The organism is Lentzea sp., assembly GCF_035525475.1.
In the GTDB taxonomy this organism is placed as follows: Bacteria; Actinomycetota; Actinomycetes; order Mycobacteriales; family Pseudonocardiaceae; genus Lentzea.
The window spans coordinates 19,068-35,684 of sequence record NZ_DATLEC010000250.1 but is presented as its reverse complement, the minus strand read 5'-3'; the positions used below and the strand labels follow the sequence as shown (position 1 = coordinate 35,684).

18 protein-coding genes and 1 pseudogene are annotated in these 16,617 nt (G+C 70.5%); 17 read left to right on the top strand and 2 right to left on the bottom strand.

What is annotated here, in order from left to right:
* Positions 1-372: 372 nt before the first annotated feature.
* From VM306_RS37840 to VM306_RS37785, 12 genes and pseudogenes are all read left to right on the top strand, one after another.
* Positions 373-663, top strand: coding sequence for a hypothetical protein (locus VM306_RS37840; protein WP_325523707.1), 291 nt, complete (start codon positions 373-375; stop codon positions 661-663).
* A gap of 141 nt (positions 664-804) precedes the next feature.
* Positions 805-1,170 (top strand): antibiotic biosynthesis monooxygenase family protein, encoded by a 366-nt coding sequence (locus VM306_RS37835; protein ID WP_325523705.1) that lies wholly within the window; start codon positions 805-807, stop codon positions 1,168-1,170.
* Positions 1,167-1,775 (top strand): SchA/CurD-like domain-containing protein, encoded by a 609-nt coding sequence (locus VM306_RS37830; protein ID WP_325523703.1) that lies wholly within the window; start codon positions 1,167-1,169, stop codon positions 1,773-1,775. The genes VM306_RS37835 and VM306_RS37830 overlap by 4 nt, the downstream gene beginning before the upstream one ends.
* Positions 1,772-2,161 carry a cupin domain-containing protein gene (locus VM306_RS37825; RefSeq protein WP_325523701.1) on the top strand — a complete coding sequence of 130 codons (390 nt, stop codon included), beginning with the start codon at positions 1,772-1,774 and terminating at the stop codon, positions 2,159-2,161. Before VM306_RS37830 ends, VM306_RS37825 begins: the two co-directional genes overlap by 4 nt.
* Positions 2,158-3,414 (top strand): beta-ketoacyl-[acyl-carrier-protein] synthase family protein, encoded by a 1,257-nt coding sequence (locus VM306_RS37820; RefSeq protein WP_325523699.1) that lies wholly within the window; start codon positions 2,158-2,160, stop codon positions 3,412-3,414. The genes VM306_RS37825 and VM306_RS37820 overlap by 4 nt, the downstream gene beginning before the upstream one ends.
* On the top strand, positions 3,411-4,667 hold the full coding sequence (locus VM306_RS37815; protein WP_325523697.1) for a beta-ketoacyl synthase N-terminal-like domain-containing protein: 1,257 nt from the start codon (positions 3,411-3,413) through the stop codon (positions 4,665-4,667). Before VM306_RS37820 ends, VM306_RS37815 begins: the two co-directional genes overlap by 4 nt.
* Before the next feature lies 1 nt (position 4,668).
* Positions 4,669-4,911 carry an acyl carrier protein gene (locus VM306_RS37810; protein ID WP_325523695.1) on the top strand — a complete coding sequence of 81 codons (243 nt, stop codon included), beginning with the start codon at positions 4,669-4,671 and terminating at the stop codon, positions 4,909-4,911.
* A gap of 2 nt (positions 4,912-4,913) precedes the next feature.
* On the top strand, positions 4,914-5,372 hold the full coding sequence (locus VM306_RS37805) for an SRPBCC family protein (RefSeq protein WP_325523692.1): 459 nt from the start codon (positions 4,914-4,916) through the stop codon (positions 5,370-5,372).
* Positions 5,357-5,686 carry a TcmI family type II polyketide cyclase gene (locus tag VM306_RS37800; protein WP_325523690.1) on the top strand — a complete coding sequence of 110 codons (330 nt, stop codon included), beginning with the start codon at positions 5,357-5,359 and terminating at the stop codon, positions 5,684-5,686. Before VM306_RS37805 ends, VM306_RS37800 begins: the two co-directional genes overlap by 16 nt.
* A complete protein-coding gene (locus VM306_RS37795) occupies positions 5,679-7,241 on the top strand; it encodes an FAD-dependent monooxygenase (RefSeq protein WP_325523688.1) in 1,563 nt (520 codons plus the stop codon). Before VM306_RS37800 ends, VM306_RS37795 begins: the two co-directional genes overlap by 8 nt.
* Positions 7,238-7,909: a SchA/CurD-like domain-containing protein gene (locus VM306_RS37790; RefSeq protein WP_325523686.1), complete on the top strand. Its 672-nt coding sequence runs from the start codon at positions 7,238-7,240 to the stop codon at positions 7,907-7,909. The genes VM306_RS37795 and VM306_RS37790 overlap by 4 nt, the downstream gene beginning before the upstream one ends.
* A 48-nt stretch (positions 7,910-7,957) precedes the next feature.
* Positions 7,958-8,368: pseudogene (locus VM306_RS37785) on the top strand (cupin domain-containing protein); the annotation flags it as partial.
* Between the two features lie 370 nt (positions 8,369-8,738).
* On the opposite strand, the gene VM306_RS37780 reads toward VM306_RS37785, so the two are convergent.
* Positions 8,739-9,383: a TetR/AcrR family transcriptional regulator gene (locus VM306_RS37780; RefSeq protein WP_325523684.1), complete on the bottom strand. Its 645-nt coding sequence runs from the start codon at positions 9,381-9,383 to the stop codon at positions 8,739-8,741.
* A 160-nt stretch (positions 9,384-9,543) separates the two neighbouring features.
* Between VM306_RS37780 and VM306_RS37775 the strand changes: the two genes are divergently transcribed.
* On the top strand, positions 9,544-10,821 hold the full coding sequence (locus VM306_RS37775) for a YncE family protein (protein WP_325523682.1): 1,278 nt from the start codon (positions 9,544-9,546) through the stop codon (positions 10,819-10,821).
* A 685-nt stretch (positions 10,822-11,506) separates the two neighbouring features.
* Here VM306_RS37775 and VM306_RS37770 read toward each other — a convergent pair.
* The gene (locus VM306_RS37770) at positions 11,507-12,358 is read right to left on the bottom strand and encodes a UbiA family prenyltransferase (protein ID WP_325523680.1); all 852 of its coding nucleotides are present in this window, start codon (positions 12,356-12,358) and stop codon (positions 11,507-11,509) included.
* A 27-nt stretch (positions 12,359-12,385) separates the two neighbouring features.
* Between VM306_RS37770 and VM306_RS37765 the strand changes: the two genes are divergently transcribed.
* Genes VM306_RS37765 through VM306_RS37750 form a run of 4 tightly spaced genes read left to right on the top strand, consistent with a single transcriptional unit; the run spans position 12,386 to position 16,152 of the window.
* Positions 12,386-13,453, top strand: a complete 1,068-nt coding sequence (locus VM306_RS37765; RefSeq protein WP_325523678.1) for a type III polyketide synthase — start codon at positions 12,386-12,388, stop codon at positions 13,451-13,453.
* Complete coding sequence (locus VM306_RS37760; RefSeq protein ID WP_325523676.1) at positions 13,450-13,968, top strand: isoprenylcysteine carboxyl methyltransferase family protein; 519 nt, start codon at positions 13,450-13,452, stop codon at positions 13,966-13,968. The genes VM306_RS37765 and VM306_RS37760 overlap by 4 nt, the downstream gene beginning before the upstream one ends.
* Complete coding sequence (locus tag VM306_RS37755; RefSeq protein WP_325523674.1) at positions 13,961-15,004, top strand: NAD(P)/FAD-dependent oxidoreductase; 1,044 nt, start codon at positions 13,961-13,963, stop codon at positions 15,002-15,004. Before VM306_RS37760 ends, VM306_RS37755 begins: the two co-directional genes overlap by 8 nt.
* Positions 15,004-16,152: an NAD(P)/FAD-dependent oxidoreductase gene (locus VM306_RS37750; RefSeq protein ID WP_325523672.1), complete on the top strand. Its 1,149-nt coding sequence runs from the start codon at positions 15,004-15,006 to the stop codon at positions 16,150-16,152. The genes VM306_RS37755 and VM306_RS37750 overlap by 1 nt, the downstream gene beginning before the upstream one ends.
* The last annotated feature ends 465 nt before the right edge of the window (positions 16,153-16,617 follow it).

Below are 16,617 nucleotides of genomic sequence, written 5' to 3'. Positions count from 1 at the left end.
GGGCCGCGTCCGACTCCGGAGGCAGGGCGTCGGTATTCGGCAGCGGGCGTCCGCCTCGGCCACCACCGTCCACACCGGTGAGACGAGGGGACGGGCGGGATCGCCGCACGTGCCGGTGCAGCGGGCTGTCCATTGCCATTGGCGGCAACATCACCGGGTGGTGGGCTCGGTGCTCGATCGGGCAGTGGGATGCGATGGCGGTCCACACGCTGCGAGAGGCTTCTTCCCTCGGACGGGGGGGCATTGCGCTCGATCGAGGGTTGAGCAAGCCGGATCGGCTTGTCTGACGCATCCTGGGTTACCCGGCGGAGACCAACACCCGGCCGGGCATGGCGAAGCGCCGTGTCAGCGTGATCAGGAGAGGACGACCCGATGTTGCATTTGCGTCGTGCGGCCGGTCTGACCGGCATGGTGTTCACTGCCGCAGCTCTGTTCTCGTTCGTGGGGGCGCCGGCTCAGGCCGATCCCGGGATCTGCATCGACCACGTGATGGAGAACGGGTACGAGGCGACCGCCAACGTGCTCAAAGCGTGCAAGATCGCGAAGACGGGCGAGGAAGACGACGCCAGGACGTGCCGCCGGATGCTGCGCTACGAGGGAGTGCGGCGCGCGGTGGCTTCGCATGCCTGCCGGATCGCTTCCTACCCGGAAGAGTCCTACTGACCGAGCCCCGAGTTCGTCCTCTCGATCGGGTGGATGTTCGACCGATCGGCTGGCCCTGACTTGCCTACAGACGCGGGCGAACGAAACTTCGATCACTACAAGGCTGCCTGTTCATCCTGTGCACACCCCAGAGGAGACGAGATGGCGGAGCACCACACGTCCGGACTTGGCCTACTGCGGGTGATCTTCCGCCTGCGCGTGCCGGACGCGGACCAGGACCGCTTCCTCGACGCCTACCGGCGGATCAGGCATCAGGTGTCGCAAGTGGAGGGTTACCTCGGCGACCAGCTGTGCCAGTCGGAGGGTGATCCCGAGGACTGGGTGATCACCAGCGAGTGGGCGAGCGCGGCGCACTTCCACGCGTGGGAGCGCGGCGCCGACCACCGGCGGCTGGCGGCCCCGCTGGTCGCGTGCGCGACGGCGCGGGAGTCCTCGCGCTACCACATCCGCCTGACCACCACGCCGGGCGCCGAAGCCGATCGACTACTGCTGGAGGCGAAGTCGTGAACCGCTATGCGTTGACGTTCCCGGTGCGGCCGGGGTCGGAGGCGGCTGTGGCCGAGATCCTGGCCGGCTACGCCGGGCCCCCGCCCGGCCGGCCGCAGGCCGCGCGCCCGCTGCTGGACCGCACGTCGGTCTTCATGGTCGGACCGGTGGTGGTGCGGGTCGTGGACATCACCTGCCCGCCCGGGGAGGCGATCCGGCATTTGGCCGCGCAGCCGCAGATCCAGGCCGTGGAGCAGCGATTGCGGCCGCACCTGGTGCAGGACCGCGACCTGTCCGACGACGACGGCCGGCGGCGTTTCCTGGCCGGCTCGGTGATGCGGGTGGTCGCCTCCCGCAACGGCCACCCCGGCCACCTGCCCCGTGCGGCGGCGTTCTACCGGGCGTTGCCGGGACAGGCCGGCGAGGTGGCCAGGCTGCTCGCCACCGAAGGCTCAGGTTCTGGTTGTGGCACAACGGTTTTCCGGCGCAGGGACGCGGTCGTGCACCTGGTGGAGTCCTCGGATCGCACGCCCGCCGTGCCGCTCGCGAGCAGGCTGGCACCGCTGGTGCGCCTGGCGTGCCCGATGACGCTGGTGACCGACCGCGTGGTGGGGGTGGTGGCATGACCAGCCAACTCCACCGCGCGATGAGCCCGGACGACGTCGCGCCCAACACCGGCCGCGGTGGCGACATCCGCGTCCTGCTCGGCCCGGCGACGGTCGGCGCCACCTCCGGGCTGCTGGGTGTCGTGCTGGTCGAGCCGGGCGACCAGGTGAACGAGCACTACCACCCGTACTCCGAGGAGTTCCTCTACGTCGTGGAGGGCCCGGTGGTGCTGGACTTGGACGACGTGCCGCACGAGGTGCGCACGGACCAGGCGATCCTGGTGCCGATCGGGGTGCGGCACCGCCTCCGCAACACCGGGACGTCGCCGGCGCGCGTGCTGTTCCAGTTGTCCCCGTTGGCGCCCCGGCCGGACCTGGGGCACGTGGACACGGAGCAGGTGTCGTGACGCGCCGGGTGGCAGTCACCGGCCTGGGGGTGGTGGCACCGGGCGGCATCGGGACGAACTCCTTCTGGGAGCTGCTGACCTCCGGGCGCACCGCCACCCGGCCGATCACCCTGTTCGACCCGGAGGGGTTCCGGTCGAGGATTGCCGCCGAGTGCGATTTCGTCCCGGCGCACGCGGGCCTGACCACCGCGGAGATCACCCGGATGGACCGCTACGTCCAGTTCGCCGCCGTCGCCGCCGACGAGGCGTGGCGACAGGCGCAGGTGGACATCGCGGACCCGTGGCGGCTGGGTGTGAGCATGGGTTCCGCCGTGGGCGGCACGACGCTGCTGGAGCAGGACTACGTGGCCACCTCGCGACGCGGGCGGCAGTGGGTGGTCGACGCGGGCGCGGCCTCGCCGTTCCTGCACTGTGCCCTGTCCCCCGCCACGCTGGCCGCGGAGGTCGCCGACCGGGTCGGCGCCTGCGGGCCGGTGCGGACGGTGTCCACCGGGTGCACGGCCGGGCTGGACGCGGTGGGCCACGGCGCCCGCCTCATCGAGGACGGCCGGGCCGACGTAGTGGTGGCGGGGGCCTCGGAGTCCCCGATCTCGCCGATCACGGTGGCCTGTTTCGACGCGATCCGCGCGACCTCGGCGCGCAACGACGACGCCGCGCACGCGGCTCGCCCGTTCGACCGCGACCGGGACGGGTTCGTGCTCGGCGAGGGCGCGGCCGTGCTGGTGCTGGAGGATCTCGACCACGCCCGTCGCCGGGGCGCGAAGGTGCTGGCGCAGGTCGCGGGCTTCGCCACCCGCAGCAACGCCCATCACATGACCGGCCTGACGGCGGAGGGCGTCGAAATGGCCGAGGCCGCGCGGCGCGCGCTGGACCACGCCCGGGTGGCGTCGGCCGAGGTCGGCTACGTCAACGCGCACGGCTCGGGCACCCGGCAGAACGACCGGCACGAGACCGCCGCGTTCCACCGGCTGCTGGGTGAGCGTGCGCACCAGGTGCCGGTCAGCTCGATCAAATCGATGATCGGCCACTCGCTGGGCGCGATCGGCTCCATCGAACTGGCTGCCTGCGCGTTGGCCCTCGTCCACGGCGTGGTCCCGCCGACCGCCAACCTGGACACGCCGGACCCCGAGTGCGACCTGGACTACGTGCCGCACACCGCGCGAGAACGCCAGCTGGACGTGGTGCTGTCGGTAGGCAGCGGCTTCGGCGGGTTCCAGTCCGCGGTGGTGTTGACGAGAGCGGGGCGGCCATGAGCCCCGCACCCACCGGTTCCGCGCCCGTCGTGACCGGTCTCGGTGTGATCGCCCCGAGCGGTCTTGGGGTAGGCGAGTTCTGGCCCGCCGTGCGCGACGGGCACCTGGCGCTGGCGCCGATCGGACGGTTCGAGCCCAACCCCTACCCGGTCACCGTGGCGGGCGAGGTGACCGGGTTCGAACCGGCCGGGTGGGTCGAACCGCGGATCACCGTGCAGACCGACCGGTTCACCCACTTCGCCCTCGCCGCCGCCGACCTGGCGCTGCGCGACGCCGCGCTGGACCCGGCCGCGGTGGAGCCCTTCGAGTTCGGCGTGATGACGGCCAGCTACAGCGGCGGTGTGGAGTTCGGCCAGCGGGAGATCGAACGGCTGTGGCGGCACGGACCCGAGCACGTGGGCCCCTACCAGTCGATCGCCTGGTTCTACGCCGCGTGCTCCGGCCAGGTCTCCATCGGCAACGGCCTGCGCGGTCCGTCCGGGGTGTTCGTCGCCGACGAAGCGGGCGGCCTGGACGTCCTCGCCGCCGCCGGGGGTGAGCTGCGACGAGGCGCGCGTGCCATGCTCGTCGGCGGCGCGGAAGCCCCGTTCTGCCCGTACGCGATGTGCTGCCAGCTCGGATTGGGGTTGCTCAGCACGTCCGGCGACCCGGCCACGGCCTACCAGCCGTTCACCGATCGGGCCGACGGGTTCGCGCCGGCCGAGGGCGGCGCCATGCTCGTCGTGGAGGACGCCGACGCCGCGCACCGCCGGGGCGCCGCCGTGAAAGCGGTGGTGGCGGGGCACTGCGCGACCTACACCGGCCGGCGGCGGTTCGACCGGTCGGCGCAGGGACTGCTGCGGGCCGCCGCGGGCGCGCTGGCCGAGGCGGGTCTGACCCCCGACGACGTGGACGCGGTGTTCCTCGACGCGATGGCCGACCCGCGTGCTGACGCCGCCGAAGCCGAGGCGTTGCGCCTGCTGCTGGGTGAGCACGCGAGCCGGGTGCCGGTGACCGCGCCCAAAGCCGGGTACGGGCGCTGCTACGCCGCCGCGGCCGTGCTCGACGTCGCCACCGCGGTGCTGGCCCTCGAACACGGTCTCGTGCCGCCCACCCCGGGCGTGCGCGAGTGCCGGTTCGACCTCGACCTGGTCACCGGCGACGCCCGCCCGGTGGAGCTGCGCACCGTCCTGGTGCTGTCCCGCGGTGTGTACGGCGGGAACTCGGCGCTCGTGCTGCGCCACCCGGAATCACTGATCAGCGGAGGTATGTGACGTGGACACCCGACTTTCCCCCGACGACCTGGCGGCGCTGATCAGCCGGTGCACCGGGGTTCCCGTGACCGGCGAGCAGCTCACCGACCCCGGCCGCACGTTCGACGACCTCGGCGTGGACTCCCTCGGCCTGATGGGCGTGCTGGCCGAGCTGCAACGCGAGCACGGCGTGTCCAAGGACGCCGACCTGCGACCGCACCAGTCGCCGCGCGAGCTGCTGGCCCTGCTGCCGGGGAGGGCGTGAGGATGAGCGGGCACACCGAGAACGAGATCGTCATCGACGCGCCGATGGATCTGGTGTGGGAACGCACCAACGACGTCGAGCGCTGGCCGGAGCTGTTCAGCGAGTACGACTCGGTCGAGGTGCTCGAACGCGACGGCGACCGCGTGCTGTTCCGCCTCACCATGCACCCGGACGCGGCCGGCAGGGTGTGGAGCTGGGTGTCCGAGCGCGTCGCGGACCGGGCCACCAGGACGGTCACCGCCCGACGCGTCGAGACCGGGCCGTTCGAGCGGATGCACATCCGCTGGACTTACGAACAACTCGACACGGGCGTGCGCATGTGCTGGATGCAGGACTTCGCGATGAAACCCGACGCCCCGGTGGACGACGCCGCCATGACCAAGCACATCAACGACAACAGCCGCCTCCAGATGGCGCTGATCAAGCGGAAGGTCGAGGAGTTCGCGTGCACCGCACCCTGATCGTCGCCCGCATGGTCCCCGAGGCCGCCGACGAGGTCGCCGCCGTGTTCGCCGGCTCCGACCGCCACTCCGACCTTCCCGCCGCGCTCGGCGTTCGGTCGCGCAGCCTGTTCCGGTTCGGCGAGCTCTACCTGCACCTGGTGGAGAGCGACCGCCCGTTGGCGGAGGCGGTGGCCGCGCACCACGAGGACCCCCGGTTCCGGCGGATCAGCCGGGACTTGAGCCCGTTCGTCTCCGCCTACGACCCCGACACGTGGCGCGAGCCCAAGGACGCGATGGCACACGAGTTCTACCGCTGGGAGCGCCATGTCTGAGATCCCGGTGCTGATCGCGGGCGGAGGCGTGACCGGCCTGTCCGCCGCCGTGCTCCTCGCCTGGTACGGCGTGCCGACCCTGCTGGTGGAGCGCCATCCCGAACCGTCGACCGACCCCAGGGCCCGCGCGCTCAACCCGCGCACGATGGAGCTCTACCGCGCTGTGGGCCTGGAGCAGGCCATCGAGCGGGTGCGGTCACCGATCGCCGACCACACCGTCGTCGCCCACGCCGAAACCCTGGCGGGCCCGGAACTGCTGCGGCTGCCCAACCGCCTCGACACCGGCTCCGACTCGCTGAGCCCTTGCCGGTGGGCTGCGATCGACCAGAACCAGCTCGAACCACTGCTGCGCGCACGCGCCGTCCAGGCCGGCGCGGACGTGCGCTACCACCACGAGGTGGTGGCGGTGGACAACAAGCCCGACTGCGTTGTCGCGGTGGTGCGCGACCACCGCACCGGGCGGGAAGAGCGTGTCCGTGCCGACTACCTCATCGTGGCGGACGGCGCGCACAGTCCCGTCCGCCGCATGCTCGACATCGGGCAGGACAGCTCGGACCTCCTGGCGCGCAAGGTCAACATCCACTTCGAGGCCGATCTCCGCGAACCGTTGCGCGGGCGCAAGATCGTCGCGCTGACCGTGCGCAACCCCGCCGTGCACGGGTTCCTCACGTCCATCGACGGCGCGAAGCGGTGGCGGTTCGCCGTCTCCCTGCGGCAAGGTGACGACGTCGCCGACTTCACCGAGGAGCGGTGCGTGCACCTGCTGCGCACTGCCATCGGCGTCGACGAACTGCCGATCGTGATCGAGCGCGTGTCCGACGCCCCGTGGGAGATCTCCGGCCAGATCGCCCACCGCATGCACGTCGGCCGGGTGTTCATCGCCGGCGATGCCGCCCACGTCATGCCGCCCGTGGGCACTTTCGGCGTGGCGACCGCTGTCCAGGACGTCTTCAACCTGGTGTGGAAGATCGCCCTGCACCACCGCGGCGTGGCCGGCTCGGGCCTGTTGGCCACCTACGAGACCGAACGCCTCCCGGTGGCCCGGCACACCACCGCGCTGACCGTCGAGCGGTACGGCCTGGTCAACGGCAAGCCGGGCGACGCACGCGACAGCGCCATCCGCCAACGGGCGACGATGTTCGGCTACACCTACCCCGAAGGCGCCTTCGTCCCGGACGGCACCCCCACTCCGAACCCGGTGGAAGACCCCGACCACCCCACCGCCGCACCAGGCTGCCGCGCACCTCACATCACGCTGGGGCACAACGGCACCGAACTGTCCACTATCGACCTCTTGGGGCGCGGCCTTGTACTCGTCGCCGGCCCCGCCGGCACCGGCTGGCAGCAGGCCGCGAACCTCTCGGGCACCTGGATCGAGCACCACCGCATCGGCGACACCCTGCACGACCCCACCGGCGACTTCACCCGTCGCTGCGGCATCACCGACGACGGCGCCGTCCTGATCCGTCCGGACGGGTTCATCGCGTGGCGCAGCCCGACCACACCCCATCCCGACGTCCTGCCGACCGTGGTCGACCAAGTGCTGTTCCGATGAACGAGCAGCCTCTCGGTGGCCACCGCGGTGGCTTCCCCGCGGTCACGATGACCGGAGGTCGAACCGTGGACCGCTATGCGTTGACCTTCCCGGTGCGGGCCGGATCGGAGGCGGTTGTGGCCGAGATCCTCTCCGGGTACGCAGCCCTTCCGGTGTGCAGGCGGGAGAGGGGGTGGGTGCTGCTGGAGCGCACCTCGATCTTCATGGCCGGGCGTGTCGTGGTGCGGGTGGTGGACATCACCTGCCCTCCTTCGGAAGCCGTCCGGCGCCTGGCGGGGCAACCCCAGATCCAGGCGGTGGAGCAGCGGCTGCGGCCGCACTTGGTCCACGACTGCGATGTGACCGACGAAGCGAGCCTCCGTCGGTTCCTGGCGACCGCCGTGATGCGGGTGGCGTCCGGCAACGGCCTCACCGGTCGCCTGCCGCGCAGGGCCGTCCTGTACGAGTCGCTGCCCGGGCACGCCGGCGAACTCGCCCGGCGGCTCGCCGGTATCACCGTCGTCTCCGGTGGAACCACCGTGTTCCGGCGTCGCGATTTGGTGGTGCACCTGACCGAAGCGGACGACGAGACACCACCGGTGCCGCTGATCGGCCTGGTCGCGCCATTCGCGCGGCTGGCACGGCCGATGACCCTGGTGACCGACCGTTCGGTGGGAGCAGCGGCATGACCGCCCACCCGAGCACCCCCGCCGGTTTTCGCGAAGCCCTGCTACGACCATGAGCACGGCACCCAGCGCGACACGGCCAGGGTCGGCGCAGGCCATGACACGACGTTGCTCGGCGCCGGCTTCACCTGCGATCCGGAAGCTGCCCGGCTGCTGGAGGTCTTGCCGCCCGTGATCCGCGTCCGGGCGGGCACCGCCGCGGCGACCATCGCGCTCATCAGGGGCGAGATCCACAGCGGCAGCAGGATGATCCTCGACCGCCTCTGCCAGGTGCTCCTGCTCCAAGTGCTGCGCGACCACACCTCGGACGTGCTGACACACCCGCGGCTCGGTCCCGCGCTGAACACCGGCACGGTCGCCTCGATTGCCGCGGCCGCCGGCTACCGCACCGAAAGCGCGTTCAGCGCCGCGGTCAAGAGGTTCGCCGGACGCTCGCCGGGTGAGTACCGGACGGCCCAGTGACTTGGCACAGCAACCCGGACAGCTGGATCAAGCGTCGCTGGCAAGCCGACGGGACGTGGTAGTGGTTTGTTGGGTGTTGTAAGAACGCCGGAGCGCGGTACCACGACCTGGTCAACATTCCTCCACTCGCAGGCCAGCACGCTTCGGCGCCACCGCGCACCCCACCGCCTCCTGGGTCGCTCAAGCCGCGAAGACCCTCGTCATGGACCTCGAGAACGCCCGACCGCTACATCCGCCGCCAACACCGACCACGGATCAAGCAGCCGTCACCCAGCTCAACATCCGCCGACAGCGGCGACCGGGCGGCATGCTCAACGAGCATCACCGCGCCGCCTCACCTACACGAATGGTGTTTCGGCGAGCACAACGTTCACCCGGCGATCTTGTACCTGCCGAGCACCATCTGGGCCAGCTCGTCCGCGATCTCGTTCAGGGTCGCGTCCACCCACCCGACGACCCAGTCGTGCATGAGCCCGTTGACGGCACCGATGATGGCCGCCGCGGTGATGCGGTAGTTGCCGGGCGGGATCTCGCCGCGGGTGGCGGCTTCCTCGGCGAGCCGGTTGATCATCTCGATCCAGACGGCGCGGCGTTCGAGGCGCTGGCGGTCCATGCGAGGACTGACTCCGACGACTTCGACATACGCGATGCGGGCGTGCCGCAGGTCGGCGCAGGCACCCTTCACGTAGGCGTGCACGACCGCGGGCAGCAGCTCCGGGACGGTCAGGTGCGCAACGCTGGGCAGCACCTCGGCGACGGCCTTCCCGGCCACGTCGTTGACGTGGAGGTGCAGATCGGCCAGCAGGTCTTCCAGCGTGCGGTACTCCTCGTAGAACTGGCGGCTCGACAACCCCGCGGCCTTGCACAGATCACCCAGCCGGGTTCCCCGGTAGCCCGTCGTGGTGCCGAACAGCTCCAGGCCGGCTTCCCGGAACCGCCTGCGGCGCTCGTCCCGGCGTTCGGACGCGGCCTTGCCCGCGTAACGGCCCTCCGCCGGGGTGATCCTGCCTGCCACTGTTCCTCCATCGATCCGCAGCAGTCTCCCCCACCGGGTCTTGTGGCGGCCATCACACGGTCCCTACTATCGAGTAGCCAGATCTGAACTCGGCCAAGTTCAGATTTCCCTGCGGCATGCGCTCCCTCGCGGGGCGCCCACCACACTCGGAGAAGCAGCGATGCACGCTACGTCCGACCCTGTACGGATAGCCCCCGCCGGAAGCGCTCTCACGCGCCGCCGCCTGACCCACTCCCTCGCCGCGGCGGCAGTGCTCGCCGCCTGCGTCACCACCCCGGCCGCCTCCGCCGCCCCCTTGCGGGAGGTGATGTTCGTGGGCAACAACTGGGACGGCACCGCCGACGTCGTCAAGTCCACCGGTGACTTCGCCAGGATCGGCCGGCTCAACGTCATCCCCGACAAGACCCAGCGGCTGACCGAGATCTACCTCAACCCGATCAAGCTGGCGTTCTTCCTGGGCATCCGGTCGGGCCCCGGCGAAGGACACGACCAGTTCGTCGACGACATGTACTCCACCCCCGACGGCTCGGCCATGGTCGTCTCCCGGCCCAGCTTCGCCGACGTCGTCTCCCTCGACCTCGCCACCGGGGCGGTCAAGTGGCGGTTCCCGGTGTCCGGCTTCCGTTCCGACCACATGGCCGTCTCCCCCGACGGGAGCAAGGTCGCGGTCTCGGCGTCGACCTCCAACACCGTGCACGTGCTGGACATCAACACCGGCAGGCAGCTCGGCTCCTTCCGGACCGGTGCCAAACCGCACGAGAACGTCTTCACCGACGGCGGCAGGTACCTCTGGAACATGTCGATCGGCGAGGTCAACAACGACTTCGACGCCCCCGACCAGGACTGGCTGAAGGGCGACCGGCACATCACCGTCGTCGACGCCACCACCTACCAGGTCGTCAGGACCATCGACATGCGCAGCAGGCTGAACGCCTTCGGCCGCAGTGACCTGTCCAACGCCGTGCGGCCCGCGGTGTTCAGCCCCGACTTCTCGAAGCTGTACTTCCAGGTGTCGTTCTTCAACGGCTTCCTGGAGTACGACGTCGCCACCGACAGGATCACCCGCGTCAAGACCCTGCCGAAGAACCCGAACACCAGTGACGACCGCAAGACCTTCGTCAACGACTCGCGCCACCACGGCCTGTCCATGAACCCCGACGGCAGCAAGCTCTGCGTCGCCGGAACCATGGACGACTACGCCACGGTCGTCGACCGGACCACTCTCGAGCAGGGCCCGCTCGTCACGGCCTCCAAGCCCTACTGGGCCACCGTCAGCGGTGATGGGCGCGCGTGCGTCATCTCCGAGAGCGGCTCCGACCAGATCACCGCGATCGACTTCGCCACCGGGCAGAAACTCGTCTCCGTGCCGGTCGGCGACCACCCGCAACGCGTGCGCGTCGCCCGCATCGACGCCGGCTGGACCGGTCCCACCCGCTGATCGGGTCCCGTTCTGCCTGGTTCCCCCATGGCCAGGCAGAACGGGTTCTCGAACGTCAGCGGCGGCCGAGCGTCCAAATCCTCAGGAACGGCCGTGCGGGTGATCCCGTCGGTGCCGCACGCGGCAAAGCCCCAGACGAGCCCCGCCAGAGCCGTCGATCACAGCCACCGCGCCTGACCAAGCACGGACCGCCGCGGTGGCTCGCGGCACGGCAGGCGTACCTGTTCTTCCCGCTGCTACTCGAAGGCTATGCGCCGCACTGGCATTCGATCAGGCACTCGGGCCGTGAGCGGTACCTGATGATCGCTTTCATCCTGGTGCACCAGGGCGTGTTCGGCTTCTACATGGATGTTCCTTCGCCACCACAAGGACATGCCGGTGCTGTCGGCCAGGCACACGCTCGACTTCTCTACTGCGCCACTACGCCGCACACGGCCGCAAACCGTTCTGCAACGGCGAAACCCCCACCGACACCGACAAGCAGTGGGCACAGCCGTATGTGACTCTCGGCGCCGATCGCACCAACGTCACCGCACTGCTCGGCTGAAGGCGCTGCTCATCGGCCTCGGCTCCGTTCTCACAAGGGGACAAGCAGCACGCGACCCGGCTGAACGCGCCGCGGCGACGATCACGCCACCGCCCGCTGACCCCACAGGCTATGAAACATCCGCATGGCCGGTGGCCGTCAAGCAGTGCCGGTGATCAGCAGCACCACGTCCAGCAGCGCGATGGCGACGGTGAGCCGGAACGCGATCGTGCTGTGCGGTGCGCGGATCGCGACCACGGTGGTGGCGGCGGCCAACGCGATCCCCGCCGTCACCACGACCGCCGAGTAGAGCGCCGACGCTCCCGCGGGGGCGAGGCCCAGCACCGCGGACGCCGTGGCGAGGGCGACGGCCATGACGATCACCCCAGCGCGCGGTCCGAGTCGGTGGGGCAGGCCGCGCACGCCGGTCTCGGCGTCCGCGCGGAGGTCCGGGAGCACGTTGGCGAAGTGCGCTCCGAACCCGAGCAGCGCGCTGACCACGGGCACCCACCACGGCGGCCATGGTTCGCCCGGCGCGGCCGCGTACACGCCGATCGGCAGCGCGGCGAAGGTGAACAGGTAGGCGGCGCCGGAAAGAACCGTGGCCTTGAGGCCGAGGTTGTACGCCCACCCGCCCGCAACGCTCAGAATCAGCGTGATGCCGGCGAACCATCCCAGCAGCAACGACAACACGACGGTTGCCGCCGACGCCGCGACCGCCGCGACCGCGACGGCGCGCACCGGAACGCTTCCGGTGGCGGCAGGTTTGTCGGCGCGTCCGGTGGCACGGTCGCGCGCCGCGTCGATCCAGTCGTTGGACCAGCCGATCGACAGCTGTCCGGTGAGCACCGCGGCGCCGAGCAGCACCGTGCGCGGACCGTCGAGGCCGCTGCCTGATCCCAGGAGGACGGCCACCGCGGTGACCGCCAGGCTGGGCAGGGGATGACACGCCTGCGCGAGACCTCGCAGCAATCGCGACGATCTCCCCAGGTGGACCGCTGTCCCGCTCATCTGCCGAGTGTAGGCGGAAGCCGTACCGTGAAAGGGATGACGACAATTTCGGCGGTCCACGGTGTTCTTCCGCCGCACCGCTACCCACAGGCTCGGCTGACAAACCTGTTCGCGCAGCTGTGTTTGCCGGATTCCGCTTCCCGTGCGGTGGTCGCCCGCTTCCACAGCAGTGCGCGCGTCGGTTCGCGTCACCTCGCGCTGGCCATCGAGCGGTACGGCGACCTCGACGGGTTCACCGAGGCCAACGACGCTTTTCTGTCGGTTGCTGTCGATCTCGGCTGTGAGGCGGCCCTGGCGGCGTTGGCGGACGCGGGTCTGCGACCGTCCGATGTTGATCTTGTGGTGTCGACGACCGTCACCGGGATCGCCGTGCCGTCCCTCGACGCGCGGATCGCGGCCCGTATCGGCATGCGGCCGGACGTGAAGCGGATCCCGATCATCGGGCTCGGGTGTCTGGCCGGTGCGGCGGGGGTCGCGCGGCTGCACGACTTCCTGCGCGGCTGGCCGACCTCGGTGGCGATGCTCGTGTCGGTCGAGCTGTGCTCGCTGACCGTGCAGCGGCAGGATCCCAGCGCTGCCAACATGATCGCCTCGGGTCTCTTCGGCGACGGCGCGGCCGCCGTCGTCGCGGTCGGCTCGGAGCATCCCGGCGCGGCGGCCGGACCGCAGGTCGTGGACTCGCTGAGCCACTTGTACGCGAACTCCGAACGCGCCATGGGATGGGACATCGGCAGCACCGGCCTGAAGATCGTGCTGGGCGCCGAAGTGCCGGAACTGGTGCGCGAGCATTTAGCCGACGACGTCAAGAACCTGTTGGCACCACACGGCTTGGAGGTCGGCGACATCGCGCGCTGGATCTGCCACCCAGGCGGGCCGAAGGTGATCGAGGCGATCCAGTCGGTGCTCGGCCTCGACGAGGACGATCTCGCCATGACGTGGCGGTCGTTGCACGAGATCGGCAACCTGTCTTCGGCATCCGTGCTGCACGTGTTCGCTGACACGCTCGCGAGCAGACCGGCCTCACCTGGCGACTGGGGCGTGGTGATGGCGATGGGGCCGGGTTTCTGCGCCGAGTTGGTGTTGCTGAGGTGGTGAGCCAGGTGTGGTACTCGGTGCTGATCGGCCTGGTCGCGGTGGAGCGGCTGGCCGAGCTCGTCGTCGCCAAGCGCAACATGGCGTGGAGCCTCGCTCGCGGTGGACGCGAGACGGGATTCGCGCATTACCCCTTCATGGTCGTGCTGCACACCGGGCTGTTGGCCGGATGCCTGCTCGATGTGTGGCTGGCCGGCAGCGCCTTCGCACCCGCGCTCGGCTGGCCGATGCTCGTGCTGGTCGTCTTGTCGCAGGCGTTGCGGTGGTGGTGCATCCGTGTGCTCGGACGTCAGTGGAACACCCGCATCGTCGTCGTGCCGGGGCTGCCCCGAGTGACCAGCGGTCCATACCGCCTGTTCCCCCACCCCAACTACGTCGCCGTGGTGATCGAGGGTTTCGCCCTGCCGCTGGTGCACGGAGCCTGGCTGACCGCGCTCGTCTTCACCGTGTTGAACGCAGGTCTGCTGGCGGTGCGGATCCGCGGGGAGAACGAAGCGCTGCGGACCGCACATGCCTGATCGAATGCACGACGTCATCGTCGCCGGAGGCGGACCCGCCGGTCTCGCGGTGGCGCTGGGCTGCGCACGGGCGGGCATGGACGTGGTGGTCTGCGAGAAACGGTCCGGCGTGCTCGACAAGGCGTGCGGGGAAGGACTGATGCCCGGTGCCGTGCGAGCACTTACCGCGCTGGGCGTAGCCCCGGCTGGACACCCGATCGAAGGCATCACCTACCAGCAGGGGTCTCTGGTCGCGCACGCGCCGTTCCGCAGCGGCACCGGACTCGGAGTCCGCCGCACCCAGCTGCACGACGCGTTGCGCGCGGCGGTCGCACGCGCCGGAGTGCCAGTGCTGACGCTCCCGGTGACCGATGTCCTCCAGTACGACGACCACGTGCGGGCCGGTGCTCTGCGAGCGCGCTACCTCGTCGCGGCGGACGGCCTGCACTCATCGATTCGCGACCTCGTCGGTCTCACCGAGAACGCCGGCCGGGGCACGGCATCGGCGCCGAGGTGGGGACAGCGCCGCCACTTCGAGCTCAGCCCGATCAGCAGTGCGGTGGAGGTGACATGGGCACCGAAGTCAGAGGCCTATGTGACACCCGTGGCACCGGACACCATCGGGGTCGCAATCCTGTCGTCGGTCCGGGGCGGATTCACCGAGCAGCTCCTCGCCTTCCCCGAGCTGGCGGCGCGCCTGGCCGGCGCGCGACCGGTCTCCGGTGTCCGCGGCGCCGGGCCGCTGCGGCAGCGGGCGACGGGGAGGGTGGCGGGGCGGGTGCTGCTCGCCGGGGACGCGGCAGGCTACGTCGACGCGCTGACCGGCGAAGGGCTGGCGCTGTCGCTGAGCACCGCAGCAGACCTCGTCCGTTGCCTGCGCGCCGGGCGGCCCGCCGCCTACGAACGTGCATGGACTCGCACGTCACGGCGGTCTCGCTGGTTGACCGAGTCTCTGCTGTGGGCCAGAAATCGACCCGCACTCGGCCGTCGGATCGTTCCTGCCGCAGCCCGTGCGCCGTGGCTGTTCGCCGCCGCTGTTGACCAGCTCGCGCGCTGATGCCGGCGAGCAGCGAATGGGACCTCGCCGTCGTCGGCGCCGGGCCAGCCGGGTCGACGGCCGCACTCGCGGCGATGCGCGCGAATCCGGCAGCCCGGGTGCTGATGCTGGACTCCGCCCACTTCCCGCGTGACAAGATCTGCGGAGATGGTGTCGCGCCCCATGCCTTGGACATCCTTGCCGCACTCGGTGTGGACCTCGCCGCACTGACAGCCGGTACCGCTCCGGTTCGGGACCTGCGCCTGACCTCGCCGCGAGGTGTAACGGCCGCCCGCCGGTTCGCTCGTCCGGCTTCGGTGGTGCCGCGCGCGCTGCTGGATCTGCGGCTGGTGCAAGCTGCGCGCACTGCAGGCGCCCGGCTGCGACGGCACCGGGTGCGCACACTCACACCTGTCAGAGATGGTGTCGACATCGACGGTATCGCCTGGGCCCGCGTCGTCATCGGTGCGGACGGCGCGGAGTCGGTCGTACGACGGCAGTGCGGAGCCCGCAGAGCGCCGGCAGGTACCACCGCCATCGCGCTGCGCGGGTACACGAGCGCGCAGCCGTGGCCCGCCGGCGAGCAGCGACTCGTCATGACCACAGCGCATTGGCCCGCGTACGCGTGGGTCTTTCCCATCGGTGATGGCACTGCAAACGTTGGCTATGGCGAACTCATACGCGCTGAAACGCCGACACGGGCACATCTGACGGAACGCCTGCACGCCCTGTTGCCCGACTGCCCACCGGTGACGTTGCGCGGACACAGGCTGCCGCTGTCGCCCGGGAGACCCGACGTCGGCCACGGCCGCGTGCTGCTGGCCGGCGACGCCGCGTCGCTGATCAATCCCCTCACCGGGGAAGGGATCTATTACGCGATCCTGTCCGGATTCCTGGCCGGTACCGCTGCTCTGACAACCGGGCCCGCCGACCGGTACCGGCGATCACTGCGCGAGACCCTGGGCAGGCACCTTCGGCACACCGATGCGGTCTCCCGGCTCATTCGCGCACCCTGGCTGGTCGATGTGGCGACCACCGCCGCACGCGACCACCAGCGCGCGTTCGACGACCTCGTCGAGATCGGCCTCGGAGCGGGCACCATCCGGCCCGCCCTCGCCGCGGCAATGCTCACCGCTCTCGCTCGCCCTTCGCGCTCCGGTCCTGCCTGACCTCCCAGGCGGTTTCACGGTGACACGTCCCATTCGACCTGCCCCGTCAGCTGATCAGCCACGCACTGACCAAGACCTCGCAACGATCCGGCTGCTCTTGCCTTGTCCGCGACCGCGAACCGAGCACGCTGCGGTGAACGCACTCGCCAGCGGATCGGGCACCGCTATCCGCGTGCGCGGTCAACCAGATGCTGGTGTCGGCCTTCCACCACCGGCCGACGTCGAGCACTGTGCCCGCCACACTCGTGTGACTTCCAGCATCGCCGCTTGGGCCGGTCACGGAGATGACGCCGGGCCGGAGCTGACGGTCCGCCGAGCGAGGTGGGGCGGCGGTCGAGTTGCGCACGACGAGCCGGACGTCGAGGACCAGCGGCATAGTGGGATGGTCCGCGCCTTCGGCCAGTTCCAAATGCCGTCTGCGGGTGTTGTACCAACCGTCGGCATATTCGAAGATTGCCTTGTGCG

What these genes read in the sequence shown, in the direction of transcription:
- VM306_RS37775 (WP_325523682.1), top strand. Translation starts at nt 9,544, where the DNA reads ATGCACGCTACGTCCGACCCTGTACGGATAGCCCCCGCCGGAAGCGCT.
- VM306_RS37825 (WP_325523701.1), top strand. Translation starts at nt 1,772, where the DNA reads ATGACCAGCCAACTCCACCGCGCGATGAGCCCGGACGACGTCGCGCCC.
- VM306_RS37840 (WP_325523707.1), top strand. Translation starts at nt 373, where the DNA reads ATGTTGCATTTGCGTCGTGCGGCCGGTCTGACCGGCATGGTGTTCACT.
- VM306_RS37790 (WP_325523686.1), top strand. Translation starts at nt 7,238, where the DNA reads ATGAACGAGCAGCCTCTCGGTGGCCACCGCGGTGGCTTCCCCGCGGTC.
- VM306_RS37770 (WP_325523680.1), bottom strand. Translation starts at nt 12,358, where the DNA reads ATGAGCGGGACAGCGGTCCACCTGGGGAGATCGTCGCGATTGCTGCGA.
- VM306_RS37755 (WP_325523674.1), top strand. Translation starts at nt 13,961, where the DNA reads ATGCCTGATCGAATGCACGACGTCATCGTCGCCGGAGGCGGACCCGCC.
- VM306_RS37835 (WP_325523705.1), top strand. Translation starts at nt 805, where the DNA reads ATGGCGGAGCACCACACGTCCGGACTTGGCCTACTGCGGGTGATCTTC.
- VM306_RS37750 (WP_325523672.1), top strand. Translation starts at nt 15,004, where the DNA reads ATGCCGGCGAGCAGCGAATGGGACCTCGCCGTCGTCGGCGCCGGGCCA.
- VM306_RS37805 (WP_325523692.1), top strand. Translation starts at nt 4,914, where the DNA reads ATGAGCGGGCACACCGAGAACGAGATCGTCATCGACGCGCCGATGGAT.
- VM306_RS37795 (WP_325523688.1), top strand. Translation starts at nt 5,679, where the DNA reads ATGTCTGAGATCCCGGTGCTGATCGCGGGCGGAGGCGTGACCGGCCTG.
- VM306_RS37815 (WP_325523697.1), top strand. Translation starts at nt 3,411, where the DNA reads ATGAGCCCCGCACCCACCGGTTCCGCGCCCGTCGTGACCGGTCTCGGT.